General features: G+C 33.7%; 29 protein-coding genes and 1 tRNA gene. 17 read left to right on the top strand and 13 right to left on the bottom strand.

Annotation, left to right across the window (positions count from 1 at the left end):
• Positions 1-182 precede the first annotated feature (182 nt).
• Positions 183-1250, bottom strand: coding sequence for a glucose-1-phosphate thymidylyltransferase (locus MSWAN_RS02765; RefSeq protein WP_013825093.1), 1068 nt, complete (start codon positions 1248-1250; stop codon positions 183-185).
• Positions 1247-2116: a dTDP-4-dehydrorhamnose reductase gene (gene rfbD, locus MSWAN_RS02760; protein ID WP_013825092.1), complete on the bottom strand. Its 870-nt coding sequence runs from the start codon at positions 2114-2116 to the stop codon at positions 1247-1249. The genes MSWAN_RS02765 and rfbD overlap by 4 nt, the downstream gene beginning before the upstream one ends.
• Positions 2117-2196: 80 nt before the next feature.
• Between rfbD and MSWAN_RS02755 the strand changes: the two genes are divergently transcribed.
• From MSWAN_RS02755 to MSWAN_RS02740, 4 genes are all read left to right on the top strand, one after another.
• The gene (locus tag MSWAN_RS02755; protein WP_013825091.1) at positions 2197-2661 is read left to right on the top strand and encodes a dTDP-4-dehydrorhamnose 3,5-epimerase family protein; all 465 of its coding nucleotides are present in this window, start codon (positions 2197-2199) and stop codon (positions 2659-2661) included.
• Positions 2662-2787: 126 nt separating this feature from the next.
• Positions 2788-3738, top strand: coding sequence for a dTDP-glucose 4,6-dehydratase (gene rfbB / locus MSWAN_RS02750; protein ID WP_013825090.1), 951 nt, complete (start codon positions 2788-2790; stop codon positions 3736-3738).
• Between the two features lie 313 nt (positions 3739-4051).
• On the top strand, positions 4052-4249 hold the full coding sequence (locus MSWAN_RS02745) for a hypothetical protein (RefSeq protein WP_013825089.1): 198 nt from the start codon (positions 4052-4054) through the stop codon (positions 4247-4249).
• 79 nt (positions 4250-4328) lie between these two features.
• Positions 4329-4535, top strand: coding sequence for a hypothetical protein (locus tag MSWAN_RS02740; RefSeq protein WP_048187850.1), 207 nt, complete (start codon positions 4329-4331; stop codon positions 4533-4535).
• 97 nt (positions 4536-4632) lie between these two features.
• Here MSWAN_RS02740 and MSWAN_RS02735 read toward each other — a convergent pair whose 3' ends face one another.
• A complete protein-coding gene (locus MSWAN_RS02735; protein WP_013825087.1) occupies positions 4633-4923 on the bottom strand; it encodes a DUF167 family protein in 291 nt (96 codons plus the stop codon).
• A 168-nt stretch (positions 4924-5091) separates the two neighbouring features.
• Here MSWAN_RS02735 and MSWAN_RS02730 point away from each other — a divergent pair.
• A tRNA-Leu gene (locus tag MSWAN_RS02730) sits at positions 5092-5175 on the top strand.
• A 153-nt stretch (positions 5176-5328) separates the two neighbouring features.
• Here MSWAN_RS02730 and MSWAN_RS02725 read toward each other — a convergent pair.
• Complete coding sequence (locus MSWAN_RS02725; protein ID WP_013825086.1) at positions 5329-5904, bottom strand: class I SAM-dependent methyltransferase; 576 nt, start codon at positions 5902-5904, stop codon at positions 5329-5331.
• A gap of 62 nt (positions 5905-5966) precedes the next feature.
• Entirely contained in the window at positions 5967-6380 is a 414-nt protein-coding gene (locus MSWAN_RS02720; RefSeq protein WP_013825085.1) for a DUF371 domain-containing protein, read from the bottom strand.
• 242 nt (positions 6381-6622) lie between these two features.
• On the opposite strand from MSWAN_RS02720, the gene MSWAN_RS02715 reads away from it, so the two are divergent.
• Entirely contained in the window at positions 6623-7072 is a 450-nt protein-coding gene (locus MSWAN_RS02715; RefSeq protein ID WP_013825084.1) for a GIY-YIG nuclease family protein, read from the top strand.
• A gap of 342 nt (positions 7073-7414) precedes the next feature.
• Here the strand turns inward: MSWAN_RS02715 and cfbC are convergent, their stop codons facing one another.
• Together cfbC and MSWAN_RS02705 are read right to left on the bottom strand one after the other, a co-directional pair.
• Positions 7415-8209, bottom strand: coding sequence for a Ni-sirohydrochlorin a,c-diamide reductive cyclase ATP-dependent reductase subunit (gene cfbC, locus MSWAN_RS02710; protein WP_013825083.1), 795 nt, complete (start codon positions 8207-8209; stop codon positions 7415-7417).
• Positions 8206-8685 carry a CBS domain-containing protein gene (locus MSWAN_RS02705; protein WP_013825082.1) on the bottom strand — a complete coding sequence of 160 codons (480 nt, stop codon included), beginning with the start codon at positions 8683-8685 and terminating at the stop codon, positions 8206-8208. The genes cfbC and MSWAN_RS02705 overlap by 4 nt, the downstream gene beginning before the upstream one ends.
• 241 nt (positions 8686-8926) lie before the next feature.
• Between MSWAN_RS02705 and MSWAN_RS02700 the strand changes: the two genes are divergently transcribed.
• The gene (locus MSWAN_RS02700; protein ID WP_013825081.1) at positions 8927-9373 is read left to right on the top strand and encodes a MarR family winged helix-turn-helix transcriptional regulator; all 447 of its coding nucleotides are present in this window, start codon (positions 8927-8929) and stop codon (positions 9371-9373) included.
• Position 9374: 1 nt separating this feature from the next.
• A complete protein-coding gene (locus MSWAN_RS02695) occupies positions 9375-10826 on the top strand; it encodes an MDR family MFS transporter (protein ID WP_013825080.1) in 1452 nt (483 codons plus the stop codon).
• 184 nt (positions 10827-11010) lie between these two features.
• On the opposite strand, the gene MSWAN_RS02690 is transcribed toward MSWAN_RS02695, so the two are convergent.
• The 4 genes from MSWAN_RS02690 to MSWAN_RS13180 all read right to left on the bottom strand — a co-directional run bounded on the left by MSWAN_RS02690 (position 11011) and on the right by MSWAN_RS13180 (position 14610).
• Positions 11011-12204: a potassium/proton antiporter gene (locus tag MSWAN_RS02690; RefSeq protein WP_013825079.1), complete on the bottom strand. Its 1194-nt coding sequence runs from the start codon at positions 12202-12204 to the stop codon at positions 11011-11013.
• Between the two features lie 431 nt (positions 12205-12635).
• Complete coding sequence (gene nudC / locus MSWAN_RS02685) at positions 12636-13475, bottom strand: NAD(+) diphosphatase (protein WP_013825078.1); 840 nt, start codon at positions 13473-13475, stop codon at positions 12636-12638.
• Between the two features lie 116 nt (positions 13476-13591).
• Entirely contained in the window at positions 13592-14065 is a 474-nt protein-coding gene (locus tag MSWAN_RS02680) for a CcdC protein domain-containing protein (RefSeq protein WP_013825077.1), read from the bottom strand.
• A 47-nt stretch (positions 14066-14112) separates the two neighbouring features.
• The gene (locus MSWAN_RS13180; protein ID WP_394295799.1) at positions 14113-14610 is read right to left on the bottom strand and encodes a PsbP-related protein; all 498 of its coding nucleotides are present in this window, start codon (positions 14608-14610) and stop codon (positions 14113-14115) included.
• A gap of 231 nt (positions 14611-14841) precedes the next feature.
• Here MSWAN_RS13180 and MSWAN_RS12690 point away from each other — a divergent pair, with 231 nt between their 5' ends.
• Both MSWAN_RS12690 and MSWAN_RS02670 read left to right on the top strand, forming a co-directional pair.
• A complete protein-coding gene (locus tag MSWAN_RS12690) occupies positions 14842-14991 on the top strand; it encodes a hypothetical protein (RefSeq protein ID WP_013825075.1) in 150 nt (49 codons plus the stop codon).
• Positions 14992-15086: 95 nt separating this feature from the next.
• The gene (locus tag MSWAN_RS02670; protein WP_013825074.1) at positions 15087-16436 is read left to right on the top strand and encodes an SIR2 family NAD-dependent protein deacylase; all 1350 of its coding nucleotides are present in this window, start codon (positions 15087-15089) and stop codon (positions 16434-16436) included.
• Positions 16437-16715: 279 nt separating this feature from the next.
• Here MSWAN_RS02670 and MSWAN_RS13175 read toward each other — a convergent pair whose 3' ends face one another.
• Positions 16716-17246 carry a TMEM175 family protein gene (locus tag MSWAN_RS13175; RefSeq protein WP_227717004.1) on the bottom strand — a complete coding sequence of 177 codons (531 nt, stop codon included), beginning with the start codon at positions 17244-17246 and terminating at the stop codon, positions 16716-16718.
• Between MSWAN_RS13175 and MSWAN_RS13000 the strand changes: the two genes are divergently transcribed.
• Positions 17134-17403, top strand: a complete 270-nt coding sequence (locus MSWAN_RS13000; protein ID WP_227717024.1) for a hypothetical protein — start codon at positions 17134-17136, stop codon at positions 17401-17403. The two genes, MSWAN_RS13175 and MSWAN_RS13000, sit on opposite strands and share 113 nt — an antisense overlap.
• Positions 17404-17525: 122 nt before the next feature.
• Here the strand turns inward: MSWAN_RS13000 and MSWAN_RS02660 are convergent, their stop codons facing one another.
• Positions 17526-19115: a tetratricopeptide repeat protein gene (locus tag MSWAN_RS02660; protein WP_013825072.1), complete on the bottom strand. Its 1590-nt coding sequence runs from the start codon at positions 19113-19115 to the stop codon at positions 17526-17528.
• Positions 19116-19368: 253 nt separating this feature from the next.
• Between MSWAN_RS02660 and MSWAN_RS02655 the strand changes: the two genes are divergently transcribed.
• From MSWAN_RS02655 to MSWAN_RS02630, 6 genes are all read left to right on the top strand, one after another.
• Complete coding sequence (locus tag MSWAN_RS02655) at positions 19369-20313, top strand: metal-dependent hydrolase (RefSeq protein WP_013825071.1); 945 nt, start codon at positions 19369-19371, stop codon at positions 20311-20313.
• A gap of 245 nt (positions 20314-20558) precedes the next feature.
• The gene (locus MSWAN_RS02650) at positions 20559-21194 is read left to right on the top strand and encodes a hypothetical protein (protein ID WP_013825070.1); all 636 of its coding nucleotides are present in this window, start codon (positions 20559-20561) and stop codon (positions 21192-21194) included.
• 661 nt (positions 21195-21855) lie between these two features.
• Entirely contained in the window at positions 21856-22284 is a 429-nt protein-coding gene (locus tag MSWAN_RS02645; RefSeq protein WP_227716984.1) for a hypothetical protein, read from the top strand.
• A 144-nt stretch (positions 22285-22428) separates the two neighbouring features.
• Positions 22429-22668, top strand: coding sequence for a hypothetical protein (locus MSWAN_RS02640; RefSeq protein ID WP_013825068.1), 240 nt, complete (start codon positions 22429-22431; stop codon positions 22666-22668).
• Between the two features lie 221 nt (positions 22669-22889).
• On the top strand, positions 22890-23741 hold the full coding sequence (locus MSWAN_RS02635; protein WP_013825067.1) for a ribonuclease HIII: 852 nt from the start codon (positions 22890-22892) through the stop codon (positions 23739-23741).
• Between the two features lie 277 nt (positions 23742-24018).
• Complete coding sequence (locus tag MSWAN_RS02630; protein WP_013825066.1) at positions 24019-24306, top strand: antibiotic biosynthesis monooxygenase; 288 nt, start codon at positions 24019-24021, stop codon at positions 24304-24306.
• Positions 24307-24441: the final 135 nt, after the last annotated feature.

Genomic DNA, 24441 nt, shown 5'->3' with positions numbered 1-24441 from the left:
ATTGCTTATTTTTTTCTCTCTTTATTCAAGTTAGAGTTTTGCTTGTATAAGTTAATTTAAGTTATATTAATAGCTGAGCATTAATTATTATTAGATTATTTTAATATTAAATTATTTAATTGTTATCTATTCTCAACTCTTAAATCCTGTTTTTAATTTATCTGTTATCCAGTTTATTTTTATCAGAGGTTCACCAAGGAATTTTCCCCAATAACGAACCTACGGCCCTTAGGTAAACGGTCGTTTGATGAAACGATTCTGGAATGGTTTCCAATCAGGCTTTCAACTATCCGTTCATCACATGCAATGATAGAATCTCCAACTATTATTGAAGCCTCTATCTCACCGCCTGTTATCTTTGTGTTGTCACCCACTGCAGTGTACGGTCCAACGTAAGCATCAATTTCACAGTTTTCCCCAATAATCACAGGACCTCTTATAACACTTCCTTTACGTATAACAGTTCCCTTTCCAATTGAAACTCTTCCACGTACCTTTGCACCCTTCTCAATCTCACCATTATTACATGTTTTTAGGGCATCTAAAATAAGGTTGTTTGCTTCTAAAACATCCTCAGGTTTACCTGTATCCTTCCACCATCCCTCAACTATGTGGGAGTCCACTTTACTCTCAGAATCCAGGAGTTTCTGGATTGCATCTGTGATTTCAAGTTCACCCCTCCATGAGGGTTTTATACTTCTTATGGAGTCAAATATGGATTTTTTGAAGAGGTAAATACCCACGAGTGCAAGGTCGCTTTTAGGTTCCTCAGGTTTTTCAACAAGGTGTGTAACTTCACCGTTTCCGTTGAGCTCAGCTACTCCGAACTGCCTTGGATTTTCCACTTTCTGTAAAAGTATCCTTGCTTCGTAGTTGGACTCTTCAAAGCCCTCAACAAATTCAGTTATACCGGATTTGAGTATGTTGTCTCCAAGGTACATGATAAAGGAGTCTTCACCTATAAAATCTTCTGCAACTGCAACTGCATGTGCAAGTCCCCTGGGCTCTCCCTGCATGATGTAGGTTATGTTAACACCAAATTTTGAGCCGTCTCCTACAGCATCCTTCAACTTTTCAGGCATATTGGTTCCTAAAATAAGTCCTATATCTGTTACACCTGCATCTCTTAGATCTTCTATGGCATAAAATAAAACAGGCTTGTTTGCTATTGGTATAAGCTGTTTAGGGCCTGTGTGTGTGAGTGGCCTTAACCTGGTTCCATGGCCACCTGATAAAATTAATCCTTTCATTGCATCACCTTCTTCATATAGTTCAATCCTTCAGTTGTGTTCAACATTTTTATTCCCAGATCTCTCTGGACTTTTTCAACATTTAATGATGAATCTTTAGGCCTTTTAGCCTTTTGAACGAAATTTGTACTTTTTGTTGGATTTATAAGGCTGGAATCAAGGTCAAACACCTCTGCAATGTTTCGTGCAAAATCGAACCTGTTGATCCTTTCATCTCCAACCGTATGGTATATTCCAGTTTTATCCTTCTCAAATATCTTAATCATTGCTTCTGCAGCGTTATCTGCAAGTGTTGGAGAGTTGTACTGGTCTGTTACGATGTTTATCTCATTCCCATTTTTAAGCTCATCTATAACCCACGTTACAAAGTTCATACGAGTATGCCAGCCGTATAAAACACTCACACGAGCAATTGCATAATTTAAATCATCATACTGTCTGATAAATTCCTCACCTTCAAGCTTTGTTGATGCGTAGTAGCCAAGAGGATTTGTTTTATCTTCCTCGCTGTACATTCCTCTTTCACCATCAAAAACAAAGTCCGTGGAAACATATGTGAGTTTGCTGCCTGTTTTTTCACATGCCTTTGCTATGTTATCAGTTCCCTTTGCATTTACATTCCATGCTTCTTTAGGGTGGTCTTCACAGTAGTCAACGTTGGTGAGTGCTGCAGCATGTATCACCGCATCTGGATTTAGGGAAGTTATTTTATTCATAACATCATTTTCATCGGTTATATCAAACAAAACAGAGTTTTCACCGGGATTTTTATGGTGAGTTGTTACTATTTCGTATTTACTTCCTGCAATGTACTTGAATTTGGATCCTAAAAGTCCACTTCCACCTGTTATAAAAAGACGTTTCATGGTAATGGTTAATAAGAATAGAATATATAAAAGTTTTGAGAGTATAAAAAAGGTTTTTTTGAATATAAAAAGGTGTTTTTATGATAGAAGGCGTTAAAATAAAAAATTTGAAAGTTGTTCCCGATGAGAGGGGATGGCTTATGGAAATATTAAGATCTGATGATGACATATTCGAAAAATTCGGCCAGGTTTACATGACCACAGCTTATCCTGGAGTTGTTAAAGGATGGCATCTTCATAAAAAGCAGACTGACAATTTCACATGCGTACACGGCATGATGAAGGTTGCACTTTATGATTCAAGGAAAGATTCATCTACATACGGTGAAATAAACGAATTTTTTGTTGGAGATAAAAATCCAATGCTCATAAGTGTCCCAACATACGTATACCATGGATTTAAAGCTGTTGGAACAGAAACAGCTTACTTCGTGAGTGTTCCAACCCATAGTTACAACTACAATGAACCCGACGAATACAGGTTACCTCCAGACACGGACGAAATTCCATACGACTGGATACTTGAAGGTAAAAAACACGGATAAAATCTGAATTTTTTTACATTATTATACTTACCACTGGCAAATAACCAACTTAAAAATTGCAAATAACCCAATTAAAGATTTTTATTAAACCAATTAAAACATATCAAATTAAACGGTGTGATTTAGATGAAAATGCTCATAACAGGAGGGGCTGGCTTTATAGGATGCAACTTCGTCCACCACATGATCGAAAAATATGACCATGAACTCGTTGTCCTGGACAAGCTCACCTACGCCGCCAATCTCGATTATCTCAAGGATATCAAATATAAAATCGAATTTGTTAAAGGAGATATAAAAGACCCTGAAGCTGTTAAAACCGCAATGAAAGACTGCGATATGGTTGTGAACTTCGCAGCAGAGACCCATGTCGACAGATCCATAGAGGATCCAGGGGTGTTCGTTAAAACAGATGTTTTAGGAACTTACAATCTTCTTGAACATGTTAGAAAGTACGATGTGGAAAGGTACCTTCAAATATCAACAGATGAAGTGTACGGAAGCATAGATAACGGTTCTTTCACCGAAAAAAGCAACATAGACCCATCAAGCCCGTACTCTGCAAGTAAAGCCGGGGCTGATGTGCTTGTAAGTGCATATTACAAAACATACAGCACCCCTACTCTTATAACAAGGAGCAGTAACAACTTCGGACCGTACCAATATCCTGAAAAGCTTATACCTCTATTTATAATGAATGCCATGGAGAATAAACCTCTTCCGGTCTATGGTGACGGGCAGAACGTCCGGGACTGGATATATGCCCCTGACAACTGTCGGGGAATATACACCGCATTGACGAAGGGAAAATTAGGGGAAGTCTACAACATAGGCGGTGGAAACGAGAAAACCAACCTCGAAATAACCCATATGATACTTGACATTCTCGGAAAGCCTGAAAGTTTAATAAAATTTGTTGACGACCGTCTGGGACACGACAGAAGGTACTCTCTAGATTCAACCAAACTAAATGGGCTTGGATGGAAACCTGAATGGGAATTTAAAGACGCATTACGCGAAACCATCAACTGGTACAAGGCAAACCCTTCCATGTTTTTAAAGTTTTTAAAAGGATAGATAAAATAGAAATTAAAAACATTTCTTCCATCTTTTTTTTAACGAATAAAAATAATGGTATTTCCCTTTAAAGGATAAAAAAAGAATATTATCTGTGAAGAGGGGACTTTCTTCTCTTTTTTACCTTCTTATTTTCGAATATTTTAGAGTTTTTTCCATTTAAAATATTTAGAATTTTTCTATTTAAGATGTAATAACTCATTGTGTTTTAATTAGCTTTTTAAGGTTCCTAATTCAAGTTATGCTGAAAATTTGGGCCATTTACAATTAGCTATGGAAAAAAATTTAGGCCAGAAAGTTAAAAATAATACCTATGATAATCCAAGACGATGGAGGCAAAATTGGCAACGAAATTATAGTAGCTGTAGTTGCAGGAGCATTCGTATTTGCTGTGCTTGCCTATGTTATTGTAGGTATGATAGCAGGCAACACCTATGGGTTTATTAGCGCGGTCGTGGTATTCTTATTGATATTCATATTTGTGGCAACAAAAATTGGTAAATATGAATAATTTAGTCTAATTAACGAGATATCAATCAATAGGATAAGTTAAATTTAAAAATTGGTAAGTCCGGTGTTAAAAAAAGAGTATGAGTCTAAATAATACACTCGTAGCAGCTTTTATGGTCGGAGCGTTCATATTTTCTGTGATTATCTTTTTAATAGTGATTTTAATAACCGGTAAAACTGGGGTTATCAAAGCTGTAGTAATTTTTTTAACTTTACTTGTGGCAAGTGAAGTTATATCTCTGGCGATAATAGTTAAAATGGCACGATCTAAAAAATTAATTTTATAATCCTCGGTATTGTTTGTAGTTTACATCTAATTTTGAAAATAATATCTAAAAAAATTGGGTTAATAAGGGGTTATAAATTAAGTAGTTTTACTTAATTTTAGAAATAAGAATCTAAAATTTTTAAAAACTCAGTTTTAGCCATATTATAAATTTTTATGGTTTTACGGTGGCTTTTATGTCCAGATATAATTTCAACGGGGTTTTTGGTGAGCTTGGAAAATTCTTTTATTATTTCCTTGTTTGCCTTGCCCTTCTGGGGAACAGCCTTTATTTTAACTTCAATGGCCTCTCTCCACTCATTGTAGCCTGCTATTTCAAATTTTCCAGATTTTGGAGATACCTCTATATCAACGAGTATTCCCTCTCCAGATTCTTTTACAGCTTGCATAAAATCATTCTTATATCTATTTTTCCATGAATATAGGTTTAAGTGGTTCCTATTTTGTATTCCATCTTTATTAAGTTAATATTAAACCCTAAAATCCAAGGAAAACATTTAAATACTGAGAGATAAAAATGTTGGTATGCTCACATGTAGTGAGAAACATCTGATCACGCAGGGGTGGTCGAGCGGTCAAAGGCGCTAGGTTGAGGGCCTAGTGGGGTAGTCCCTTCGCGGGTTCGATTCCCGTCCCCTGCACTTAACAGTTAACTTCTACTTTTAACATCCTCAAAATTTGGATTATTTGATGAACAGATCTTTTTTTAATGATTTTGAAACGTCAAAAATTATAGTCTTTTAGAACTTTAAATAAAAAAGATTAAAAGAGAATTAAAAATGAATTTTATCCTTTTACTCGTTTTTGAAGAGGATAAACGATTGAGAGGATAAAAAATTGAATTTTTCTGAAAGAAGATACCCACTATTTTCCATGACACTTAGAATCTCATCTTCAGGAGTGTAGTGACCAAAAAGGTTCACAAAGTTGATTTTTTTAGTTTTCTTGTAGTCTATAATAACAATTCTTCCATCAGGAGCTAAAAACTGTTTTAAATGTTTAAAGTAGTTTACAGGATCCTCAATGTGGTGGAAGACGTTCCTTAAAAAAACAAGGCTCAAACCATTTTCAAGTTCAAGACTGCCATCTTCTGCCAGAACTGTTTCTATATTTTTTATGCCCTGTTTTTGAGCTTCATCCTTCACGTAATCGAGACATTCTAGTTCCATGTCAACTGCGTACACTATTCCATTTTTTCCAACGTTCTTTGAAAACTTGAAGGTGAAATAGCCCCCACCACAGCCAATATCTGCAATCCTATCGTTTTCATGCAGTTTAAGAGATTTTAAAATTTCATCTGATTTGAATTCAGGCTTAGCTGCCTTTTTATTGAGTTTTTTAATTTTTTTTAACTTACGATTTTCAAACATTCAGACACATCTTCTTTATATTCCAATTATCACATAACACAATCAATCAAATCACAACACAATCAACCAACCTTTATCACAACTTTCAGTGATTTACCCTTGCTTAAATCATTTATTAAATCTTTTTTAAGGTCGCATGCTGCTTTATCCGCCTTTATCATCAAAGTCCTGTTGCATTTGAACTCGCTTTTCCTGCAGACCATGTCTGTGGGATGATCAAGTGTAAGTTCGGGATGCCCGTATCCTGTTATTTCATCGGCTGCATTTTCAGTTTCAAGCAAAATTTTTATAACTGTATTTTCATTTTTTATGACTTCTTTAATCTCTTCTGGAAAGTCGTCCATCTTGATTCCGGATGAAACCCCTATGATGCAGTCTGCTCTAATTCCCATATCCAGGTCCTTCGTCACCTCAAAGGTTGTTTTGTGCTTCGATGTGACGTTCGGATGCCCCTTTGCAAAAAAAGTGTATTCCAAAACATTTTCCTCCCTAAATCTTAATTTAATGTGGGTTAAGGTAATTGTATAATAGATGTGTTATTTTAAATATAAACCATTACACAAAAGGAGATTATTTTTAAATAAAAATTTAGTATTTTTAAATAGGAAACTCTAATATTTTTAAATAGAAAGCTGCAGTATAAAAAATTAAAAAATAGTAATGTACAAAAATAAAATGCTAATTGATTCTGCCTTAATTATAAAAAACAGGAGATTTCATGCCAAAAAAAGATGTTTTAAAGGGCACATACTGCCTGGTTATCCATTTAAATCAGAAATCTAGAATAAAAGTGGGAAAGCAGGGTTTTATAAATTTTAAAAAGGGATACTACGTTTACGTGGGTTCTGCACTCAACTCCCTTGAAAGCCGCATCAAAAGGCATCTCAGCAATGATAAAAAACTGCACTGGCACGTTGACTACCTCCTAAAAAATGAAAATGCAGAGGTTGTTGACGTTGTTTTTGCAGTTAGTGACGATAGATGGGAGTGCAGCATAGCATCGGAAATCTCAAAAAATGGGGAAGGTGTCCCAAAGTTCGGATGTTCCGACTGTAAGTGTCAATCACATCTTTTTTACTTTAATGACCTCAAACCAGATGAAATCTGCTCCAATTCATTTAAAAAACTGAAACTCAAGCCTGAAAATTTAGAAACCTTAAAAATTTAACAATATCATGGGTAGATATGTACCCATTGGATCATTATGATCCATTACGAAGAGTACCATCATTTAATTGAAAGAAAAAATCATTAAACCATGAGAAAAGTTTGGATCTTCTTTTATATTTAAGCTTAAATCAAGCATATGGCAGATCTTTTAATCTAATATTCTAGAAATTTTTTAATCTAACACTTCCGATTTCAGTTGAAAAATAAAATTTTAAAGAAATAAAAAATTAAAGTTAAAAGTTAATTAATCAAATCCATTGAGTTTGGAAAAACTCGAGTATTGGAAAAACTCCTCAACTTAGAATTTTATCAAACTTTCTAAACTATTGGTTATCAACTCTTAAAATTGCCTGAAAAACTCTTCAAATTCATCTATACCCATAGGTTCAGGAACTACAAAATCTTCATTTAGATATATGGCTTTTGCAAGTTTTCTGTAGAGTTCAGTTTGCTTAGAATCAGGAAATTTTTCAACAACAGTTTTGGCCTCATACTCACTCTTCTGGACCAGCTCGCTTTTTGGTATGACTCCAATGATCTTGCTTCCAACCCGCTCAGCAAATTCCCCTACTATTTTTACTTCATCTTTGAGTCCTCTGCGATTGCATATGACACCACCAAAACGACTTTTAAGCTTTTTTATACCTTTACAGATGTTGTTAGCCGCGTATAATGCCATGTACTCCCCAGATGTTACAATGTAAACTTCATCTGCAAATTCTTCCCTTAGAGGAACTGCAAATCCTCCACAGACCACATCACCTAGTACATCATAGATGATAACGTCGAGGTCTTCTGAGAATATTTCAAGCTTCTCAAGGAGGTTCATGGCCACTATAACACCACGACCTGCACATCCAACTCCAGGTTCCGGGCCCCCACTTTCCACGCATCTCACACCACCGTAGCCTTTAAAAAGGATTTCATCAGGTGATGCCCCTTTTTTACGCTTCACAATTTCAAGGATGGTTGGTATCCTGCTTCCCACCAGGGTTCTAGTGGTGTCCGCCTTGGGGTCGCAGCCTATAACCAGCACGTTGCAGTTTTCAGAGTATGCTGCTGCTATGTTGGAGACAATGGTGGATTTTCCAATTCCCCCCTTTCCATAGATAGCTATTCGTTTGGTCTTACTCATCCAAACCTCACCATAGCACCTATGATATCTCCTCTTGTAACTATGCCCACAAGTTTTTTATCTGCATCCACAACTGGAAGCCTTTTAATATCATGGGAGTCCATGAGCGCTGCACCATCGGATATTGATGCATCAGGTAAGACTGATACAACTTTTTTGGTCATTATCTCGCCTATGAGGACCTTAGCTGCTGTTTTAAGCCCTTTTGTTATCTCATCATATTCATGTTTCATGCGGAGCGGTAGCTCGATCCAGTCAAGGGGTGATGGTAATATGAGGTTCATCTGAGGAGAGTGAACTTCAATCAGCCTCATTATGTCTCCTTCGCTCACTATTCCAATAACTTTACCGTCATCATCAACTATAGGAGCTCCACTTATCTTATTATCTCTTAAACTCTGTGCAACATCGATTATCTTGTCTGTGGATTTGAATTTTATAACATTTTTTTCCATGGCATCCTGAATTTTTATCATTGGCATCAACTCCTTTAAAAGATCATGAATCCAATCAACCTATACAACTTGTTAGAATTAATTTTGTTTATTCTTCTCCTACTATTTTTGTTTTTGTGTAAATCTTCTTGCATCATGTTTTGTGTGGTCTTTTCTTTGGAGAAAGATTTAAATATAAATTAGTTAAATTATTAAATAGTTAAAAAGTTTAACTATTTTAAAGTTGAACTAAAATTCTTGAACATTATTAAAGGTGAATTTAATGAATGAAACGCAAATGGAAAAGTTGGTAGATAATCTTTTGAAGTACCTTCCACTTTTTTATCAGAAAGTAACAACACCAGAAGAAGCTACTTCTAAACAGAGATTGAATATCCACTATCAAATACTCGGAGTACTGGAACACTACGATGACCTCCCAATATCACATATTGGAAAGAAATTACACATATCCAAACCCAACATGACGGTTCAAATAGATAAACTAGCAGAAGAAGGTATGGTAAAACGTTTACCTGATAAAAAAGACCGAAGAATAATCAGAATAGAAATAACCCCCAAGGGAAAAAGTTTCATAGCAACTTCCCAAAAAGAGGTTGAAATAATAATTAAAAAGAATTTATCAGCTCTCAGCAAGGAAGAGCTTGAATCATTGTATCAAAGTACTGAAAACATCAAAAAAATACTTTTAAAAATTGAAGAGGTCTAAAATGGAATCTGAAAAATTTAACCCAAAAAATATCAAGGTACTGCTGGCAGGTCTGATGATCACCATGCTAGTAGCTGCACTGGACAACTCCATCATGAGCACAGCCATGCCAAAGGTCATAGCAAGTCTTGGAGGTATGGCTTACTACGTCTGGCCGTTCACAATCTACCTTTTAACATCAACCATTGCCATAATACTTTCAGGAAAATTATCAGATATTTACGGCCGTAAAAAGATTTTAATAATCGGACTTGTCCTTTTCATGGTAAGCTCAGTTATATGTGGATTTTCACAAAACATGCTGGAACTTATAATATTCCGGGGATTGCAAGGTATAGGGGGTGGTGTGCTTCTAACAATCCCATTTATTGTGGTAGCTGAGATATTCCCCCCAAGACAGAGGGGAAAATATATGGGAATACTCTCGTCTGTATTCGGTTTTGCAAGTGTACTGGGCCCTGTGCTCGGTGGGGTAATAACAGATTTCATGGGATGGCCATGGGTCTTCTTCATCAACATTCCAGTGGGATTAACAGCATTATACATACTCAGATCACACTTCCCACATTTGAAAGAGGTCGTAACAGAAGGAATCATAGATTACTCCGGAATAATAAGTCTTACAGCCAGTTTAAGCTCTCTTTTCCTGGCCCTCACATTTGTAGATAATGCATCAGTTTCATCAATCCTCGTTGCAGGTCTGTTTATAGTTGCAGCTGTTATGCTGGTGGCCTTCCTGTTCATTGAAAAAAGAGCCAGAGAACCGATCTTACCACTTCACCTCTTTAACAGTTCAGTGTTCAACGTTTCATCCATTGCCATGTTCCTTGCAAGTGCTGTGATGTTCTGCGGAATTCTCTACATACCTCTATTTATTCAGGGTGTGCAGGGCATGAGTGCAGCAGTTTCAGGGATGTTAGTAACACCAATGCTTGTGAGCCTGACCATTGCCTCGATTATTGTGGGACAGGTCATATCAAGGACAGGAACCTACAAAAAAATGGGAATTCTGGCATTTATGATGATTACCCTGGGTATGTGGCTCCTTTCAACCATGACCACAGGTACAGGGATTACCCAACTGCTCATCTACTCCACCATACTCGGCCTTGGATCCGGTATGATGTTCCCTGTGTTCAACGTTGCAGTTCAAAATGCAGTTGGAAAACGAGACCTTGGAACTGTTACTGCATCCATGCAATTTTTCCGTAATATCGGTGCAACAGTCGCCCTACCAGTCTTTGGAGTTATTGTGAACCTCTCTGTGAACATGGATATACAGACAGCCAAAAACGTTCCACCTGCAATCATGAGCCTGGCCATTCACAACGTGTTCCTTTCCGGGCTTGTGATAAGTGTTGCAGGACTTGTAATCTGCCTGTTCCTTAAAGAACTGTTCTTGAGTGATAATATGGATAGTGAAGTTAAAAAGAGCGATGTGACAGGAAAATAAAGTTGAGAAATTGGAAGGTTTCTCTGGAATGTTTCTCCCTTATTTTCTTTTTAAATGAAATTTATCGAATGAAATCCCATTAACCCTATACTTTTTTATTTGATGCAAAAAGACTCCAAAATAACATATTATTTCTAGTTCTGGTGATTTTTCATATTTAACTAATTTTTTATGACAAATTAAATTATTTTTCAGTTTTGGGTTTAGAAAGGCCCAGATATCTGGCAAGTACATTGATGGTTGATCCTTGTATCAATGCAGAGGTCATGGTTATGAAGAAAACTATGTTAAAGATCATATTTGCACCGTTAACTCCTGCTACTATGGGATACGTTGCAAAGATAATGGGTACCGCACCTCTAATACCCACCCATGAAATGAAAACTTTATCTTTCATTCCAACTTTGAAAGGGGAAAGGCATAGAAAGACTGCAAGGGGCCGGGCAACCAAGATCAAGAAAAATGAGATTAAAATCCCTATTCCCATTACTGGAATGATTTGAGATGGGAACACAAGAAGTCCAAGGGTCAAAAACATTATAATTTGCATTAACGTAGCCATTCCATCGTAAAACTGCATTTGAACCTTTTTATTAACAAAATGACTATTTCCAAGTATCAATGCTGCAATGTAAACACTTAAAAAGCCATTTCCTCCCACAAAGTAAGTTACAGAAAATGTCAGGAAGGATAGTGCTATGGTGAGAACTGGATAAAGCCCTTCAATATGAAGTTTAATATTATTAATGAGTTTTACCATTCCTTTTCCGAAAACGACTCCAATAACAACCCCAAGTCCAATTGATTGTACAAGTAACATGATCATGGACCAAACTGATGTTGCAGGGTTCAGGATAAGAAATATCAACGTGGTGGTCATGAAGTAGGCCATAGGGTCGTTTGTTCCGCTTTCAAGCTCGAGTGTGGGTTCAATATTATTTTTTAATCCCTGTTTTTGAGATCGGAAAATAGAAAATACTGCTGCTGCATCGGTAGAGGAAACAATTGAACCTATCAAAAAGGATTCAATAAGAGAAAATCCTGTAATCCAATTAATAAAAAGTCCCACTGCCAATGTTGTGATTAAAACACCCACAGTGGAAAGTATAACCCCTCTCCAGAGAACCGGTTTCACATCACCCCATTTGGTATCTAATCCTCCTGAAAAAAGGATAAATACAAGGGCAATGATTCCAATGAATTGTGCAATGATAGGATTGTTAAAATAAATCCCACCTATGCCCTCAGAACCTGCCAGCATTCCTATTAAAAGGAAGAAGAGTAGTGAAGGAATTCCAAGCCTGTGGGAAGTTTTGCTTATTATTATGCTGATAAAAAGCAAAAAAGAACCAATTAAAATGAATTGTTCCGAAATCATTATAAGATCATATCTCTACGCAGTATATACTTTTTAGTAAAATTAAAATTCTATTTGTTAAAAAAAACTAATTAAAAGGATTAGTTTTCATTAATTAGTGTTCTTAGTGATTTAAAAATTTATCCTCGTTAGTTTATATAGATTACTAGTTCAGATAAAAAACTGATTAAAACAGTTGATTAATTAATTATTAACATCAAACAAAACTAATTGGAAAAAATAAACAGTTAAATGAGACATGGGCATATATTGAAATGCAAAAATGGTAAGTAAAATATTATTGAGAAAAAATGATTAAAATTAAAAACTATGCTGAACACTGAGGGAACTTAACTATTTGAGGAAGCTAAGTATCTGAGGGAAGTTAAGTATCTTAATTCACGTTTTAGTTCCGTAAACGACTAATATCCATTCTATTTAACTCTTTCACTTCAACTTGAATAATTCTCAATGTACCAATCAATAAGTTCCCGGGAAATACTCATCTTGGAAGGTATATCCGGAAGTTCATTTGCATCGAACCACGCTGCATCTATTAATTCATTCCCGTCAACATTTATCTCACCGCTTTCATACTCTGCAGTAAACCCGGCCATGAGGGAATTAGGGAATGGCCATGGCTGACTTCCAAAATATTCTATATTTTTGACTTTTAAACTCACTTCTTCCATAATTTCCCTTTCTACTGCTTCTTTCAGGGTTTCTCCAGCTTCTAAAAATCCTGCAATAAGACCGTACATATTTCCAGGGGTGCGTAAGTGTTTGGCCAGGAGTATTTTGCCGTCCTTTATAATAGCAGTTATCACTGCTGGAGAAATGCGTGTAAAACTAATAAATCCACATTCTGGACAAATTTTGGCCATTTCATTTTCCATAGTTTCTGTGGGAGCACCGCATTTACCGCAAAACTGATGAGTTTTATCCCAGTTCACGATTTGAAAAGCCTTACCTGCCAGAAGAAATATATCTTCATCTAAATCATCGTACAAGGACCTTAAGTTTCTAAAAATCATTTCTTCAGGGGCATTCGTTTGCGGGGCAACTTCAGCAGAGTAACATGGATGTCCCTGTAATGTACCAAAATACTGAGTTCTAACTGGAGAAAAATTCAGGTCTTCCAAGGATATTAGATAAGGAATCTTAATCTTGTTATTTGTAGTCTTTACCAGCATTTTATCCTGATTAAAGATAAACCAGTAAGCAAAACCGTTATTTTCTTCATCAGGCGTGGCTGCGGGTATGTACCTCTTGTAGATACTTTCTCTAAACATGAACAATGATAGTTTAAACTTTAGATAAATAATTATCCATGAGGTACTTGAACGAATATGGTTTTTATATAAAAAAAATCAAAAACTCATTTAAAGGTGAATAAATGAGTATATATTTAACAAGCTGTTTTATGTTCGGTATACTTCTTATAAATAGCTAAACGTCTTACAATCATGGTTCCCATTGTCATGGCCAGGAACATGGATGTTATATTGTTAATATGGGTGTTTCCACCTCCAAGTACTGATTCACTGTAGATTTTAACTACAATAAGGATAAACCATACGGAAATTGTGATTATGGAACCTTTCATCATCACCGCGCCTTCGTCTGTAACACGCATTTTAAAAAGTGTCCCCATAAAATAGCCTACAAGAGCTCCAATTAGGAATCCTCCTAAAACAAGCATAAATCCAAAAATACCTGAAAACATTGTTTGGTAAATGGTTCCAGCTGTTACCAAAAGCATGACCACAGGAACTATAATTAATTTTCGAGGTTTCACTTCCTTTTCACGTAATTGTTTTCTAGAAACGAAAAACATCACCACTGCAATTATACCAATTGTAATTAATATTGTTGAATCCAAAATTCATATCTCCTTTTTAAGTTAATATTATTCAAAAAATGAAATAATTATGCTAATTTTATTGTGGACGTTACATTATTAAATATCGGTAGATATTCGTCAAAGGAACCATTTTCCGTAATGAACTGTATCATATACACATTTTGACCTTTTTCAACCACAACACAGAGTACTTTTTGCGGCATGTCATATTGAGGGTCGTTAACTGTCATTACTATTTCATAAGCATGTAAACTGTTGATCTGTATGTTATTTTCCGAGTTTATGGTTGTGTTAATATTGTTTATACCCATTGCACTTAGATCTTTAAATTTCTGGATGTAATCAGAAGAAGAAGATGGTGAAGCTGATTTTTCAATGAACACGTTGAATCCCTGAGGTGCCGATAGTGTTCCAAGCTGTTTAAGGTTGTAGTTTGATACATTTTGAGGAAACTGGGTCTGATTTAAAGTCCAGCTTTCATGATAGTCGAAGGTTAGACCTTCCTCAGAAAAGGTTTTCGTGTTGTTTACAGTGTTTTGGGTGTGATTAGTGCATCCGCTTATGGAAACTACCAGTACGATGATTATCAGTGCAACAGCAAGATTATATCTAATTTCAACACCTTCAAGATATTTTATTAATTTTAATAGTTAAATCTGTGTTATTTGATTTATTCAAAGGATTTGGATTATATAAAGATTATATTTATTAATATTTCCAGAATTAACATAATAAAGTTTAATAATTAAATCTATTAACTTATCATATGAAGAATTAAATTAAGAGGCGATAAAATGGTTGAATCTGTTAAAAGAGAAACTCGTGCAGTAAAATATAAAACAGGAGAGCTTGATTTATTTGATGAAATAGATTTAAAAGAGATGCTTAAGGAACTGGCACCTAAACATGATCAGGAAATTGAGATTGTTATTTTGAAGAAATAGGTATCCACACCATTTCTATTATTTTATTATATTGGATTGGCCTCTTTTTTCATAAAACGTGAATAAAGGTACTATAGTATATGGATGTTGGTTAAATGGTGTACATATCAGAAAAACAAAAAAAAATAATTGAAGATTTAGAAAATGAAATGGGTAACTTAATGGATGTTTACGATTTTTTAATTAAAAAAAACGACAATGAGCCGATTATTACAGAATTATTAAAATTTTGGGATAGTACAAGCAGACCTTCAGGAAATATCCAACATCGTTCAGTCAATAATCTAAGTATTCGTCTTGCACATGAAGAGCAGTTACAAATGGATACTATAATTAAATCTTCTCCTTTGATGGATAAAGAATTGTTAAATATCAAATTAAATGAAAATGATAATATTACATTTTTATTGGGTGCAGGTGCATCTGCACCATCAAATATCCCAACAGTTAATAAATTACTTCCAGAGCTATGGAAAGGTGCTGAAAAAATTGGTCGTGACGATTTAGACAAATTAACTGATTATTGTAGAAGTTCAAAAATTAATAATATAGAAGATTTATTAACTGCAGCTTATATTTCTGAGTTTGCAACAAAAAATCATGATATTAATAATTTATTAGAATATTTTTTGTTTCCAGAAAAGAAACAGTGCTATGATACTAAAAAAGTAAACATTTCAAAAATGGATGCATCTTCTATAAGTTTTCTTCAAGACACCCTTCAAATATTATTTGGACTTTTAACAAGTACCATGATTTCTGCAAGTCCTAATGCTGCACATGAATCTATTGCAAATTTTGTTCAAAATCATGAAAACACCTCTATTATAACTACTAATTATGATGGTTGTATGGATGAGGCATTATTAAATAAAGAAATTGAGTTTGAAGGGACAAAAACCGACACTGGAAAACTTAAATTGCTTAAAATGCATGGTTCTATAAATTGGTCATACTGTGAATCTTGTCAAGAAGTTCTAGACTTTGACTTACTTGAAGTTAAAGAAATATATGATAAAGATATTATGAGTTTTCCTATAATGGGTATATGTCAAAATTGTGGTGGATTGAGACGTCCTTTATTAGTTCCTCCAATGGCGTTTAAATTTTTAAATTTTCCAAATTTGATAGATATTTGGAATTCAGCTCAACAAACAATTATGGATTCTAACTATATTATAGTGGTAGGATATTCATTTTCTGAATCAGATACATATATATCCAAAATTATAGCAAGATCCATGTCTGAAAACCCCAATCAAACATTGGTAGTTATTGATACCGATAAAAATTTAGTAAAAAAACTAAGAAAAAAATATTCTGCACGCATCAAAAGTTTTGATGATGAAAGAATTCTCCAATCATCTGATAAATGTGACATAATATTACCTAAACTGTTACAATCCATGCTTAATGGCGATCCAAAAGGGTCACTTATTGGTTAATGTAGCCAAATTTTCTTCTTTTTAATGTGAAATAAGAATATTAAGTTTTTATTTGACTTCCTTGAATAATAACTTTAAATAGGAGTTGCCATGGTTATCTTTGGAATAGTCTTAATAACAATCTTCTAACAGAATAATCGAACTAATTAAATGAATAAGAAGCAATAAAATGGTGATTTTAAAAGAGAAACTCGTGTAGTGAAATATAAAACAGGAAAGATTTGATTTACTCCTCAAAAAAAGGCAAAGGTTTGAATCCAAGCTTAAACTAATATTTTATTAATTAACTCTTCTTTTGACAAGACGAGGCGCAATAAACATAATTATAAGGATTAATAAATAGGCCACGTTACTTAAAAATGGTGTGAAAAAAGCGAATCCTATGGCGATAAGTGAGGAAACAGGAATAGATAAATTTCTGTAAGTAATTATCGTACTAATTCTAGGGGTTATATCTTTTCTGAGAAGGTATTTATGTTTTTTTAGATATGACCAGTTAAAATACAGTATAATGCCTGAAATAAGGATATCAAAGTGGAAACACAAAACTCCAACTGTAGTATCTCCGTATTCAATCCAAATTGATGTAACAAACGGTACAAGTACAATAAAAGATAAAAACACTAAATTAATCCACCAAAGTTTCTGATCAGCATGATCTGCATTTCTAAACTGTCTACTATGGTTATTTAGTAATATGCCTAAAAGGAAAAACGCCAGGAAATATCCTAGAAGTTTAGGCCATAAACCATTCAAAAAATTCAAAATAGCCACATTAGAATGTGGTAACACCGGAACTGCAAATTCCAAAACCAAAAGAGTAATTGCAATAGCAAAAACACCATCTACAAAAGTTTCCAAACGATCCTTATCCCTGATCTCAAGTTCAATACGAGTTTTAAGATTATCATCAACTTCAGACAAGTTCGGAGACATAAAAGTAATGTTATTTAGAAAATATTTATAATTTATGGATTACACCCATTTGAATTAATAATTTTATCATTAAAAACTGTATCAAAGGTTTAAACTCTCATTTATCAGTTTTTGTAAGATTTCTCTTTAAATCCACTAAAAAATTTCATAAAATCACAACTCGTTAAATTTAGAAGCTAAAATTCTTTCTTTACCTTCTTTAGCAGGTTTAAAGTCAATTTTTAATTCAAGTGCTTTATCATAACTTTTTAAGGCTTTTTCTGGCTTTTCAAGTTCTTCAAGTGATAAACCTTTACCATACCATGCATCAGCATTATCTGGATTTAAGTTCAAAGATTTTTCAAAACAATTTAGAGATTCTTTAAACTTTGCAAGCTGGTTAAATGCTAAACCTTTAGTAAACCATGCATCAGAATTTTTTGGGTCTAACTTTAATGCTTCTTCAAGACTCTTTAAAGCTTCTTCAGGTCTTTTTAGTCTTACAAGGCTTTTTCCTTTAGTTTTCCATGCACGTGGTTCTTTTTGGTCTAATTTTAAAGCTTTATTCAAGCATATTATGGCTTCTTCATACCTTCCCAATTGATTAAGAAGTATTCCCCGGCTAGCCCAAAGTGAAGCCTGCTGAGATTCAATTTCTAAAACTTTATCTAAATATTCCAAACTTTCTTGATGCTTATCAAGATCCATAAGAGCCATATATTTACCCATAAAAGCTCCAAAATTTTGAGGATCCACTTTCAAAGCTTTATCATAATATCCAAGTGCTTCCTCGGATTTATTTAACATCAAAGAAACCATGCCCCTAGCAGTCCATACATCTACAAAGTTAGGATCTATTTTTAAGGCTTTATCAAACGGTCCAATTGCCGCTTTATATTTACCAAGTTCTGTTAAAATTATGCCTTTCCTATAAAGAATATCAACATGAAGATTATCAAAGTTTTTTAAACCTAATTTCAAAGCTTTGTTATAATAATCAATAGCTTCTTCATATTTACCTAACTTCTGAGAAACCAAACCTTTACCATACCATGGAAGTCCTAATTCAGGATCTAGTTCTATAGCATTATCCAAACATTTAAGTCCTTCTTCAGGCTTCGCCATCCCTATAAGTGCACCACCTTTTATATGCCATGCTAGAGCGTAATTTGGATCCAGTTCCAATGCTTCATTAGCGAACTCCAACGCATTATTAAAACCGGTTAATGATTGATATTTCTCTTGAGTCATGAAATTAATAGCCTTTTTGACCAAAGATTTCTTTTTATAATCATCAAAAAGTCCCATCACAGAACATCTCGTTGAAATTTTTTCAGCTATGAATCCGCCAATTCCCGCAAATACTAAACAAATAACAAAAAACGCTAACAAAATATTCCTATTAAGAAATTCAATGTTTGTAGATGCGTAAACAAATATTGTTATTAACAAGATCATCCCAAAAATTATCCCTTCCCAAAGTCCTATTATCGCTTTATTCTCTCTTGAAAGGAATGTTGCTACGAATCCTCCAATAAACGCTGCAATTGCTAATGTTAACAATGCGGATACTAAATTAACAACATTAAAATAGGCAAAAAATGCAAATAAAATAAAATCAATGGCAAATGTTACTGCAAATCCCGTAAAAATAGCTAAAATAGGATGTAGTATTATTTTAGCTCTTCCTTTAACATAAAGAAAGATACATACCAATATATATCCAAAGAAGCTGACATCAACAATAAGTGAAGATAATTTCATTTGATCATCTCATTTTCGTTTGGATTAACATCAAATAAACCCATGTATCTCACCAATATATCCAATAAGATTTAAAAGATAAAATATTATCCATTTTTTGCATGATGAAAATACAATATCACAACTAAAATTAAAGATCCTTTGAGAACACATTAATTCTTTGAAGAACACATTTAATTTATATCAATTGGAATTCAATTAAAAACTCTCAATAATTCGCAGGTTACACATTTCAACTTATGGTGAATAAACTATGGATTTAATTACACATTTTCTGGTTCCATACATAATATTAGTCGCTGTGAAAAGTAAGAATAAACTTGCAGGAGGTTTTGGTGGAATTTCACCGGATTTTGATACCATCTTTGTGGCTTGGATTGGTATTTTAGCTCCACAGTTTTTCATTTTTTCACACAGGGGAATTACACATTCTTTTATCTTTGGTTTGGTAACATCTACCATCTTCTTGTATGTAATATCAAGAAAACAGGTGAATGGATTTATCAGCAACCTAATACGACGTGACATATCCGTAAAGTTTACAAAAACCACCATTGCAATTGCATATTTTGGTGTTCTAATCCATCTATTCCTGGATTATCTCACAACACTAGGAATTCCTCTGTTCTTTCCATTTTCAGTTACAAGATACGCAGCTGGAATCTATCAATCTTTAGATGGTTTAACCATCATAATTGCAGCCATAGTACTAATTATCTTATATTTGAAACTGGATTACAAGTATAAAAAAGCTGCTATGGCCATTTTCATGATTATCCTAATATCATTTGGAGGGATAAGGGCATGCGAGAAATTTAATGTTCTTGAAAACGAAACTCCTACATTAAATGGGAATTACAATCAAATATCTGTTTATCCTACCACTGATATGTTCGAATGGAATGTTGTGAAAATTAATGCTCAAAACAGCAGTTATATTGTATCAGAATATAATACATGGTCTGATCAGGAATCAAATGTTAGAACATTTAATACTCCTTCAATTGAAAATGGTAACTATAGTTCTGCCCAAAATGCTATAAACATTGCAAATAACCTCCCAGTGGTTAAACAGTTTAAATGGAATTCATATTACACACTTGTTGATGCAAAGTACACTGGGACCAAATGGGATATAACCTACTACGATATTCTAAAATCTTATACTGGAAATAACATAACAGTTTCAGTTCCTTAAACCAGAAAAACTAAAGAATTATAATGATATTCTGCATGTAGAAGTTCGTTTTTCAACATAATAGAACAAAACACCTTTTAATTTTGTATTCTTCGATCTACGGCTTAACTAGTTTTCTTTAATAGTAAAACAAATGTACAACAAAATTGTTAGCTCCTCTGTAAACTCATATTAAACTTTTTTTTGACTTCCTTGAATAATAACTTTAAATATGAGTTGATTATATTAATATTTGGTGTTTTATTATGGATAAAAAGAGAGCAGCCTTGGTTATCTTTGGATTAATCTTGTTAACGATACTTTTAGTGGTTAAATTTACTGCACCTATTATCACGGCATCTGCAAATTCAAATGGAACCAAAACCTTTTCAAATGGAGGAATAAGTTTTGAGTATCCTCAGGATTGGTCTGAATCTTCAGGTATTATGGATGAAATTTTAGCAGGGGATTTCATTGGTATATTGTCTGGAACTACCCTTGGATCTTTAAGCTCGTCAGATGGAAGTTACGACCTTATGGTCCAGAAGTACAGTTTATCTGATTTCGGTGCAAACTCCGCTCAGAACTTCTTAGACCGGAATAAAGAAGATTTGAAGGATTCAAATGCAACAATACTCAGTGAAAACACTACAAACATCAACGGCTTAATCGTCAACGAGATGTTAGTGAACTTCACAAACCCGGACAACACAAGCTCAGAAACATTCTTCGCAATAATTATAAAGGATCAGATGGCGTACATGCTGCAGTTCAATCCAACATCGGTAGTAGAGACAGATACAACAGCACAAAACGGTACCGATCTAACTCAAAATTCCAGTGTTTTCGAGGATTCAATTCCAACGTTCCAAAAAATAATTTCCACCATAAAAGTGGACTAAAACAACCCCATTTTTTATTTTTTTATAAAATTAGGATTTCCACTAATATTTTGACATACAAATTTTGTTTATTTTTAAATTTAAAGCTATTTTTGCTCTTAATTTTCACAGATTTTGAATTATTAGACAACCTAAAAAAATATTTTTTTAGTGGTTTTCAGTCTTTTTGATGATGAAAATTGCTAAAAATTACATTAAAAAATGTTTTTTTAACGGGATAGACCATCTGTTCTAACCGAGTCCAAATACAGAAAAGATCAAATTCATTATTGAATGATCCAAGCAGGAAATGAATAAAAAAAATTGGGTACAAATCTGGTGGGACTTGGGAAAAACTCTTTTTATATCTTATTTTAAATAAAAATTCTTGAATTTAAGTATCGATCCTATGCATGATAAAAATTGTTAAAACATGTATCATGAAAATTTGACCATTTTAATTAGAATAAACCATTTTAATTAGAATAAGGTACTATAAAACATCTAAAAAATGAATTTAAAATTCTAAAATGGAGATTTGACCCTAATGAACAGGAATCCAAAACTTAATGTAACATATCTTATAAGATTTTTTTACAAAATCATTAATTTAATATCTCCTTATCTGAGTTTTATATTTGTCATAATTTTCGTAACACCGTGGATCAATAGTAATTTTGCATTGCATAATTCTGATCAGATTTTAAGCCTTGTTGAAGTTTTTGTTTTGAGTTCAGCCACTTTATCTCTTTTAATTTTTACCTACATAATAGCAATGAGTGATTTACATGAAAAAGTAAAAACATCAATGGTAATTGCAGGTGAATCATTTCTCGTAGCCACAGTTCAGTTTATCGTTGGTTTAGGGCTTTTTTTAGTTGTGAACCTCCTTATCAATCATTTTATGGACATAGTTAATGTTAATCTAAGTTTCAGCGTGACTGGTCTGATATCCCTGCTCCTATCTGCAATCCAATTTATTGGAATTTATGAAGTTGCGTCTGCTCTATCTAAATTTTTAAAAGGAATAATTGAGGTTTATAAAACATTCAGAGTTATTAAAAGACCACAACTTTATGCTCTCTTAAAGGAGTATGATATATTACCATAAAAAAAGTTTATAAACAAATAAAACCCTTTTATTAGATATTTAAAGAAGCTTAAAGGAAATAGTTCATTAAAAGAAAATGAAATGTTTTCATGATTTTCATACAATAAAAACAAATAATAATAAAATCAGACATAAATAATCGGTATGAAGATAACATCCCTAACCATTAAAGCACCTGAAATCGAGAACTTAAAAAGTTTTATTTCAAAAAAAGGGTTAGAAAAGGCTGATCCCATCAATGAATATGAATTACTGCGTGTTAAGGACGGTACAATCAGTATTACCCTTTATAAATCTGGCAAACTGGTTCATAACGGCAGTGATGATTCTAAAATGGTAATTAACGCTATTTTGGAAAGAGAAGAAATATCCAATCACATTTAGGTTCTTCTGAAATCCACTGGTTTGTAAGAAGATACCCTCCAATTTAAATAGAAAACCCTTCTCTTAGCTTAAGGAGCATATTAAACAAGATACTGTTATAAAATGCAAGGGCAAATATACACTCCGTGATGCTATTTAAAGAAAAAAAAGCATTATAAAGAAAATAAACATTTTTTGATAGATAAAAAAAGGTAATAACAAAACCATATATAACCAATTACATGAAGGTAACATCCCTAACTCTCAATGCACATGAAATCGAGAACTTAAAAAGTTTTATTTCACAGAGAGGATTAAAAAAAGCTACTTCTACTACTGAATACGAATTACTACGTGTTAAAGACGGAAATATCAGCATAGTCCTTTATAAATCAGGTAAACTGGTTCATAACGGCAGTGAAGATTCTAAAAGGGTAACTAATGCTATTTTGGAAAGAGAAGAAGTATACGATTATATTTTAGGTTCGGATGAAACTGGCAAAGGGGAATGGTACGGCCCTCTGGTTGTGGTTGCAACAGCCCTGTCGGCAGAGGACATATTGAACTTAAGAAAGTTGGGAGTCAGGGACAGTAAAACCATTAAGAAAACGAAATTAATGGAAATTGCCGAAGAACTTAAAAAAATGAGTTTTGAACATCGCTCAATTGTATTAAGGCCCAAAAAGTACAACGATCTCTACTCCAGATTCCGGAGGGAAAATAAAAACCTTAACGATATGATGGCATGGGCTCATTCTGCTGTAATTCAAGATCTTTTAGAAAAAATCCAGTTTAAAAAAGCTAAAGTGGTCATCGACAAGTTTGATTTTGAAAAAACCCATTACAGACTTGAAAAGGTTGATAAAACCAACCTCAAAATCATTCAAAAATCAGGGGCTGAATCTGAAACTGCTGTTGCAGCAGCCAGCATTATAGCTAAATACATTTTTGAAAATGAAGTAGACAAATTAAACAGAAAATACAACATCGATCTTAGAAAATCTAAACCCGAAGATATAAAACGGGAGCTACTTCCTGAAGTAGGAAAAATTCACTTTAAAAATGTTAAAAAATGTTTAAAAGATTTGAAATGATTTCTTGTTACTTATCAACTGTTTAAACATGAAAATAATTCTCAACATCATGTACTTGATAAAAAAATTTAACTCTCAAACTGTAACTCCATAAACCTGATAAAGAATTAATTCTCAAACTGCAGCTCAATAACTATGATAGAAAATTAAATTTTCAAACTTGCAGCCATATGGCCCGGGTAAAGGAAATTAATTCTTAAAATTAGGCATTTAATAGATTAATTCTCTATCTTTAATTATTAATTCTACAAAATACAGATAAATTAAGGGTGATAATATGGAAGTTATAACATTTGTTAAGGGAAATGTTCCTTCTTCTAAATCAGACGAGTTTGAAGCAGCTTATAGATCTTTGAAACATTTGCCTGACGGTTTGATAGCCTCTTATCTATTGAATGATAGTAAAGAAACTGAGATTTATGTAATTGAATGTGTGTGGGAAAGTAAAGAAGCCCTTGAAAAGAGGAGAAGTGAAGTAGAAATTCCTGCTGCAATTGCACTCTTCCAGAAAGTAGGGTCAAAACCAACAACAACCGTATATAACATGATAGATGGCTTACCATAAACATCCTAAAGGAAAATGGCCACCTAACTCCAGATCAGGTTATTTTATAGGAATTCCGTTATCCCTAATTTTATTGGGAATTATCATTTATTTAAATCACACAACTCCACATAGAACATTAGGAGCACTTTTTTA

This window comes from Methanobacterium paludis (genome assembly GCF_000214725.1).
GTDB lineage: Archaea > Methanobacteriota > Methanobacteria > Methanobacteriales > Methanobacteriaceae > Methanobacterium_C > Methanobacterium_C paludis.
Note: the sequence above shows the minus strand (reverse complement) of the source record. Positions and strands in the feature narration are given on the sequence as shown.

Excerpts from the sequence above, each read along its gene's own strand:
- MSWAN_RS02765 (WP_013825093.1), bottom strand. The coding sequence starts at position 1,250 with ATGAAAGGATTAATTTTATCAGGTGGCCATGGAACCAGGTTAAGGCCA.
- rfbD (WP_013825092.1), bottom strand. The coding sequence starts at position 2,116 with ATGAAACGTCTTTTTATAACAGGTGGAAGTGGACTTTTAGGATCCAAA.
- MSWAN_RS02755 (WP_013825091.1), top strand. The coding sequence starts at position 2,197 with ATGATAGAAGGCGTTAAAATAAAAAATTTGAAAGTTGTTCCCGATGAG.
- rfbB (WP_013825090.1), top strand. The coding sequence starts at position 2,788 with ATGAAAATGCTCATAACAGGAGGGGCTGGCTTTATAGGATGCAACTTC.
- MSWAN_RS02745 (WP_013825089.1), top strand. The coding sequence starts at position 4,052 with ATGATAATCCAAGACGATGGAGGCAAAATTGGCAACGAAATTATAGTA.
- MSWAN_RS02740 (WP_048187850.1), top strand. The coding sequence starts at position 4,329 with ATGAGTCTAAATAATACACTCGTAGCAGCTTTTATGGTCGGAGCGTTC.
- MSWAN_RS02735 (WP_013825087.1), bottom strand. The coding sequence starts at position 4,923 with ATGCAAGCTGTAAAAGAATCTGGAGAGGGAATACTCGTTGATATAGAG.
- MSWAN_RS02725 (WP_013825086.1), bottom strand. The coding sequence starts at position 5,904 with ATGTTTGAAAATCGTAAGTTAAAAAAAATTAAAAAACTCAATAAAAAG.
- MSWAN_RS02715 (WP_013825084.1), top strand. The coding sequence starts at position 6,623 with ATGCCAAAAAAAGATGTTTTAAAGGGCACATACTGCCTGGTTATCCAT.
- cfbC (WP_013825083.1), bottom strand. The coding sequence starts at position 8,209 with ATGAGTAAGACCAAACGAATAGCTATCTATGGAAAGGGGGGAATTGGA.
- MSWAN_RS02705 (WP_013825082.1), bottom strand. The coding sequence starts at position 8,685 with ATGATAAAAATTCAGGATGCCATGGAAAAAAATGTTATAAAATTCAAA.
- MSWAN_RS02700 (WP_013825081.1), top strand. The coding sequence starts at position 8,927 with ATGAATGAAACGCAAATGGAAAAGTTGGTAGATAATCTTTTGAAGTAC.
- MSWAN_RS02695 (WP_013825080.1), top strand. The coding sequence starts at position 9,375 with ATGGAATCTGAAAAATTTAACCCAAAAAATATCAAGGTACTGCTGGCA.
- MSWAN_RS02690 (WP_013825079.1), bottom strand. The coding sequence starts at position 12,204 with ATGATTTCGGAACAATTCATTTTAATTGGTTCTTTTTTGCTTTTTATC.
- nudC (WP_013825078.1), bottom strand. The coding sequence starts at position 13,475 with ATGTTTAGAGAAAGTATCTACAAGAGGTACATACCCGCAGCCACGCCT.
- MSWAN_RS12690 (WP_013825075.1), top strand. The coding sequence starts at position 14,842 with ATGGTTGAATCTGTTAAAAGAGAAACTCGTGCAGTAAAATATAAAACA.
- MSWAN_RS02670 (WP_013825074.1), top strand. The coding sequence starts at position 15,087 with ATGGTGTACATATCAGAAAAACAAAAAAAAATAATTGAAGATTTAGAA.
- MSWAN_RS13000 (WP_227717024.1), top strand. The coding sequence starts at position 17,134 with ATGCCTAAAAGGAAAAACGCCAGGAAATATCCTAGAAGTTTAGGCCAT.
- MSWAN_RS02660 (WP_013825072.1), bottom strand. The coding sequence starts at position 19,115 with ATGAAATTATCTTCACTTATTGTTGATGTCAGCTTCTTTGGATATATA.
- MSWAN_RS02655 (WP_013825071.1), top strand. The coding sequence starts at position 19,369 with ATGGATTTAATTACACATTTTCTGGTTCCATACATAATATTAGTCGCT.
- MSWAN_RS02650 (WP_013825070.1), top strand. The coding sequence starts at position 20,559 with ATGGATAAAAAGAGAGCAGCCTTGGTTATCTTTGGATTAATCTTGTTA.
- MSWAN_RS02640 (WP_013825068.1), top strand. The coding sequence starts at position 22,429 with ATGAAGATAACATCCCTAACCATTAAAGCACCTGAAATCGAGAACTTA.
- MSWAN_RS02635 (WP_013825067.1), top strand. The coding sequence starts at position 22,890 with ATGAAGGTAACATCCCTAACTCTCAATGCACATGAAATCGAGAACTTA.
- MSWAN_RS02630 (WP_013825066.1), top strand. The coding sequence starts at position 24,019 with ATGGAAGTTATAACATTTGTTAAGGGAAATGTTCCTTCTTCTAAATCA.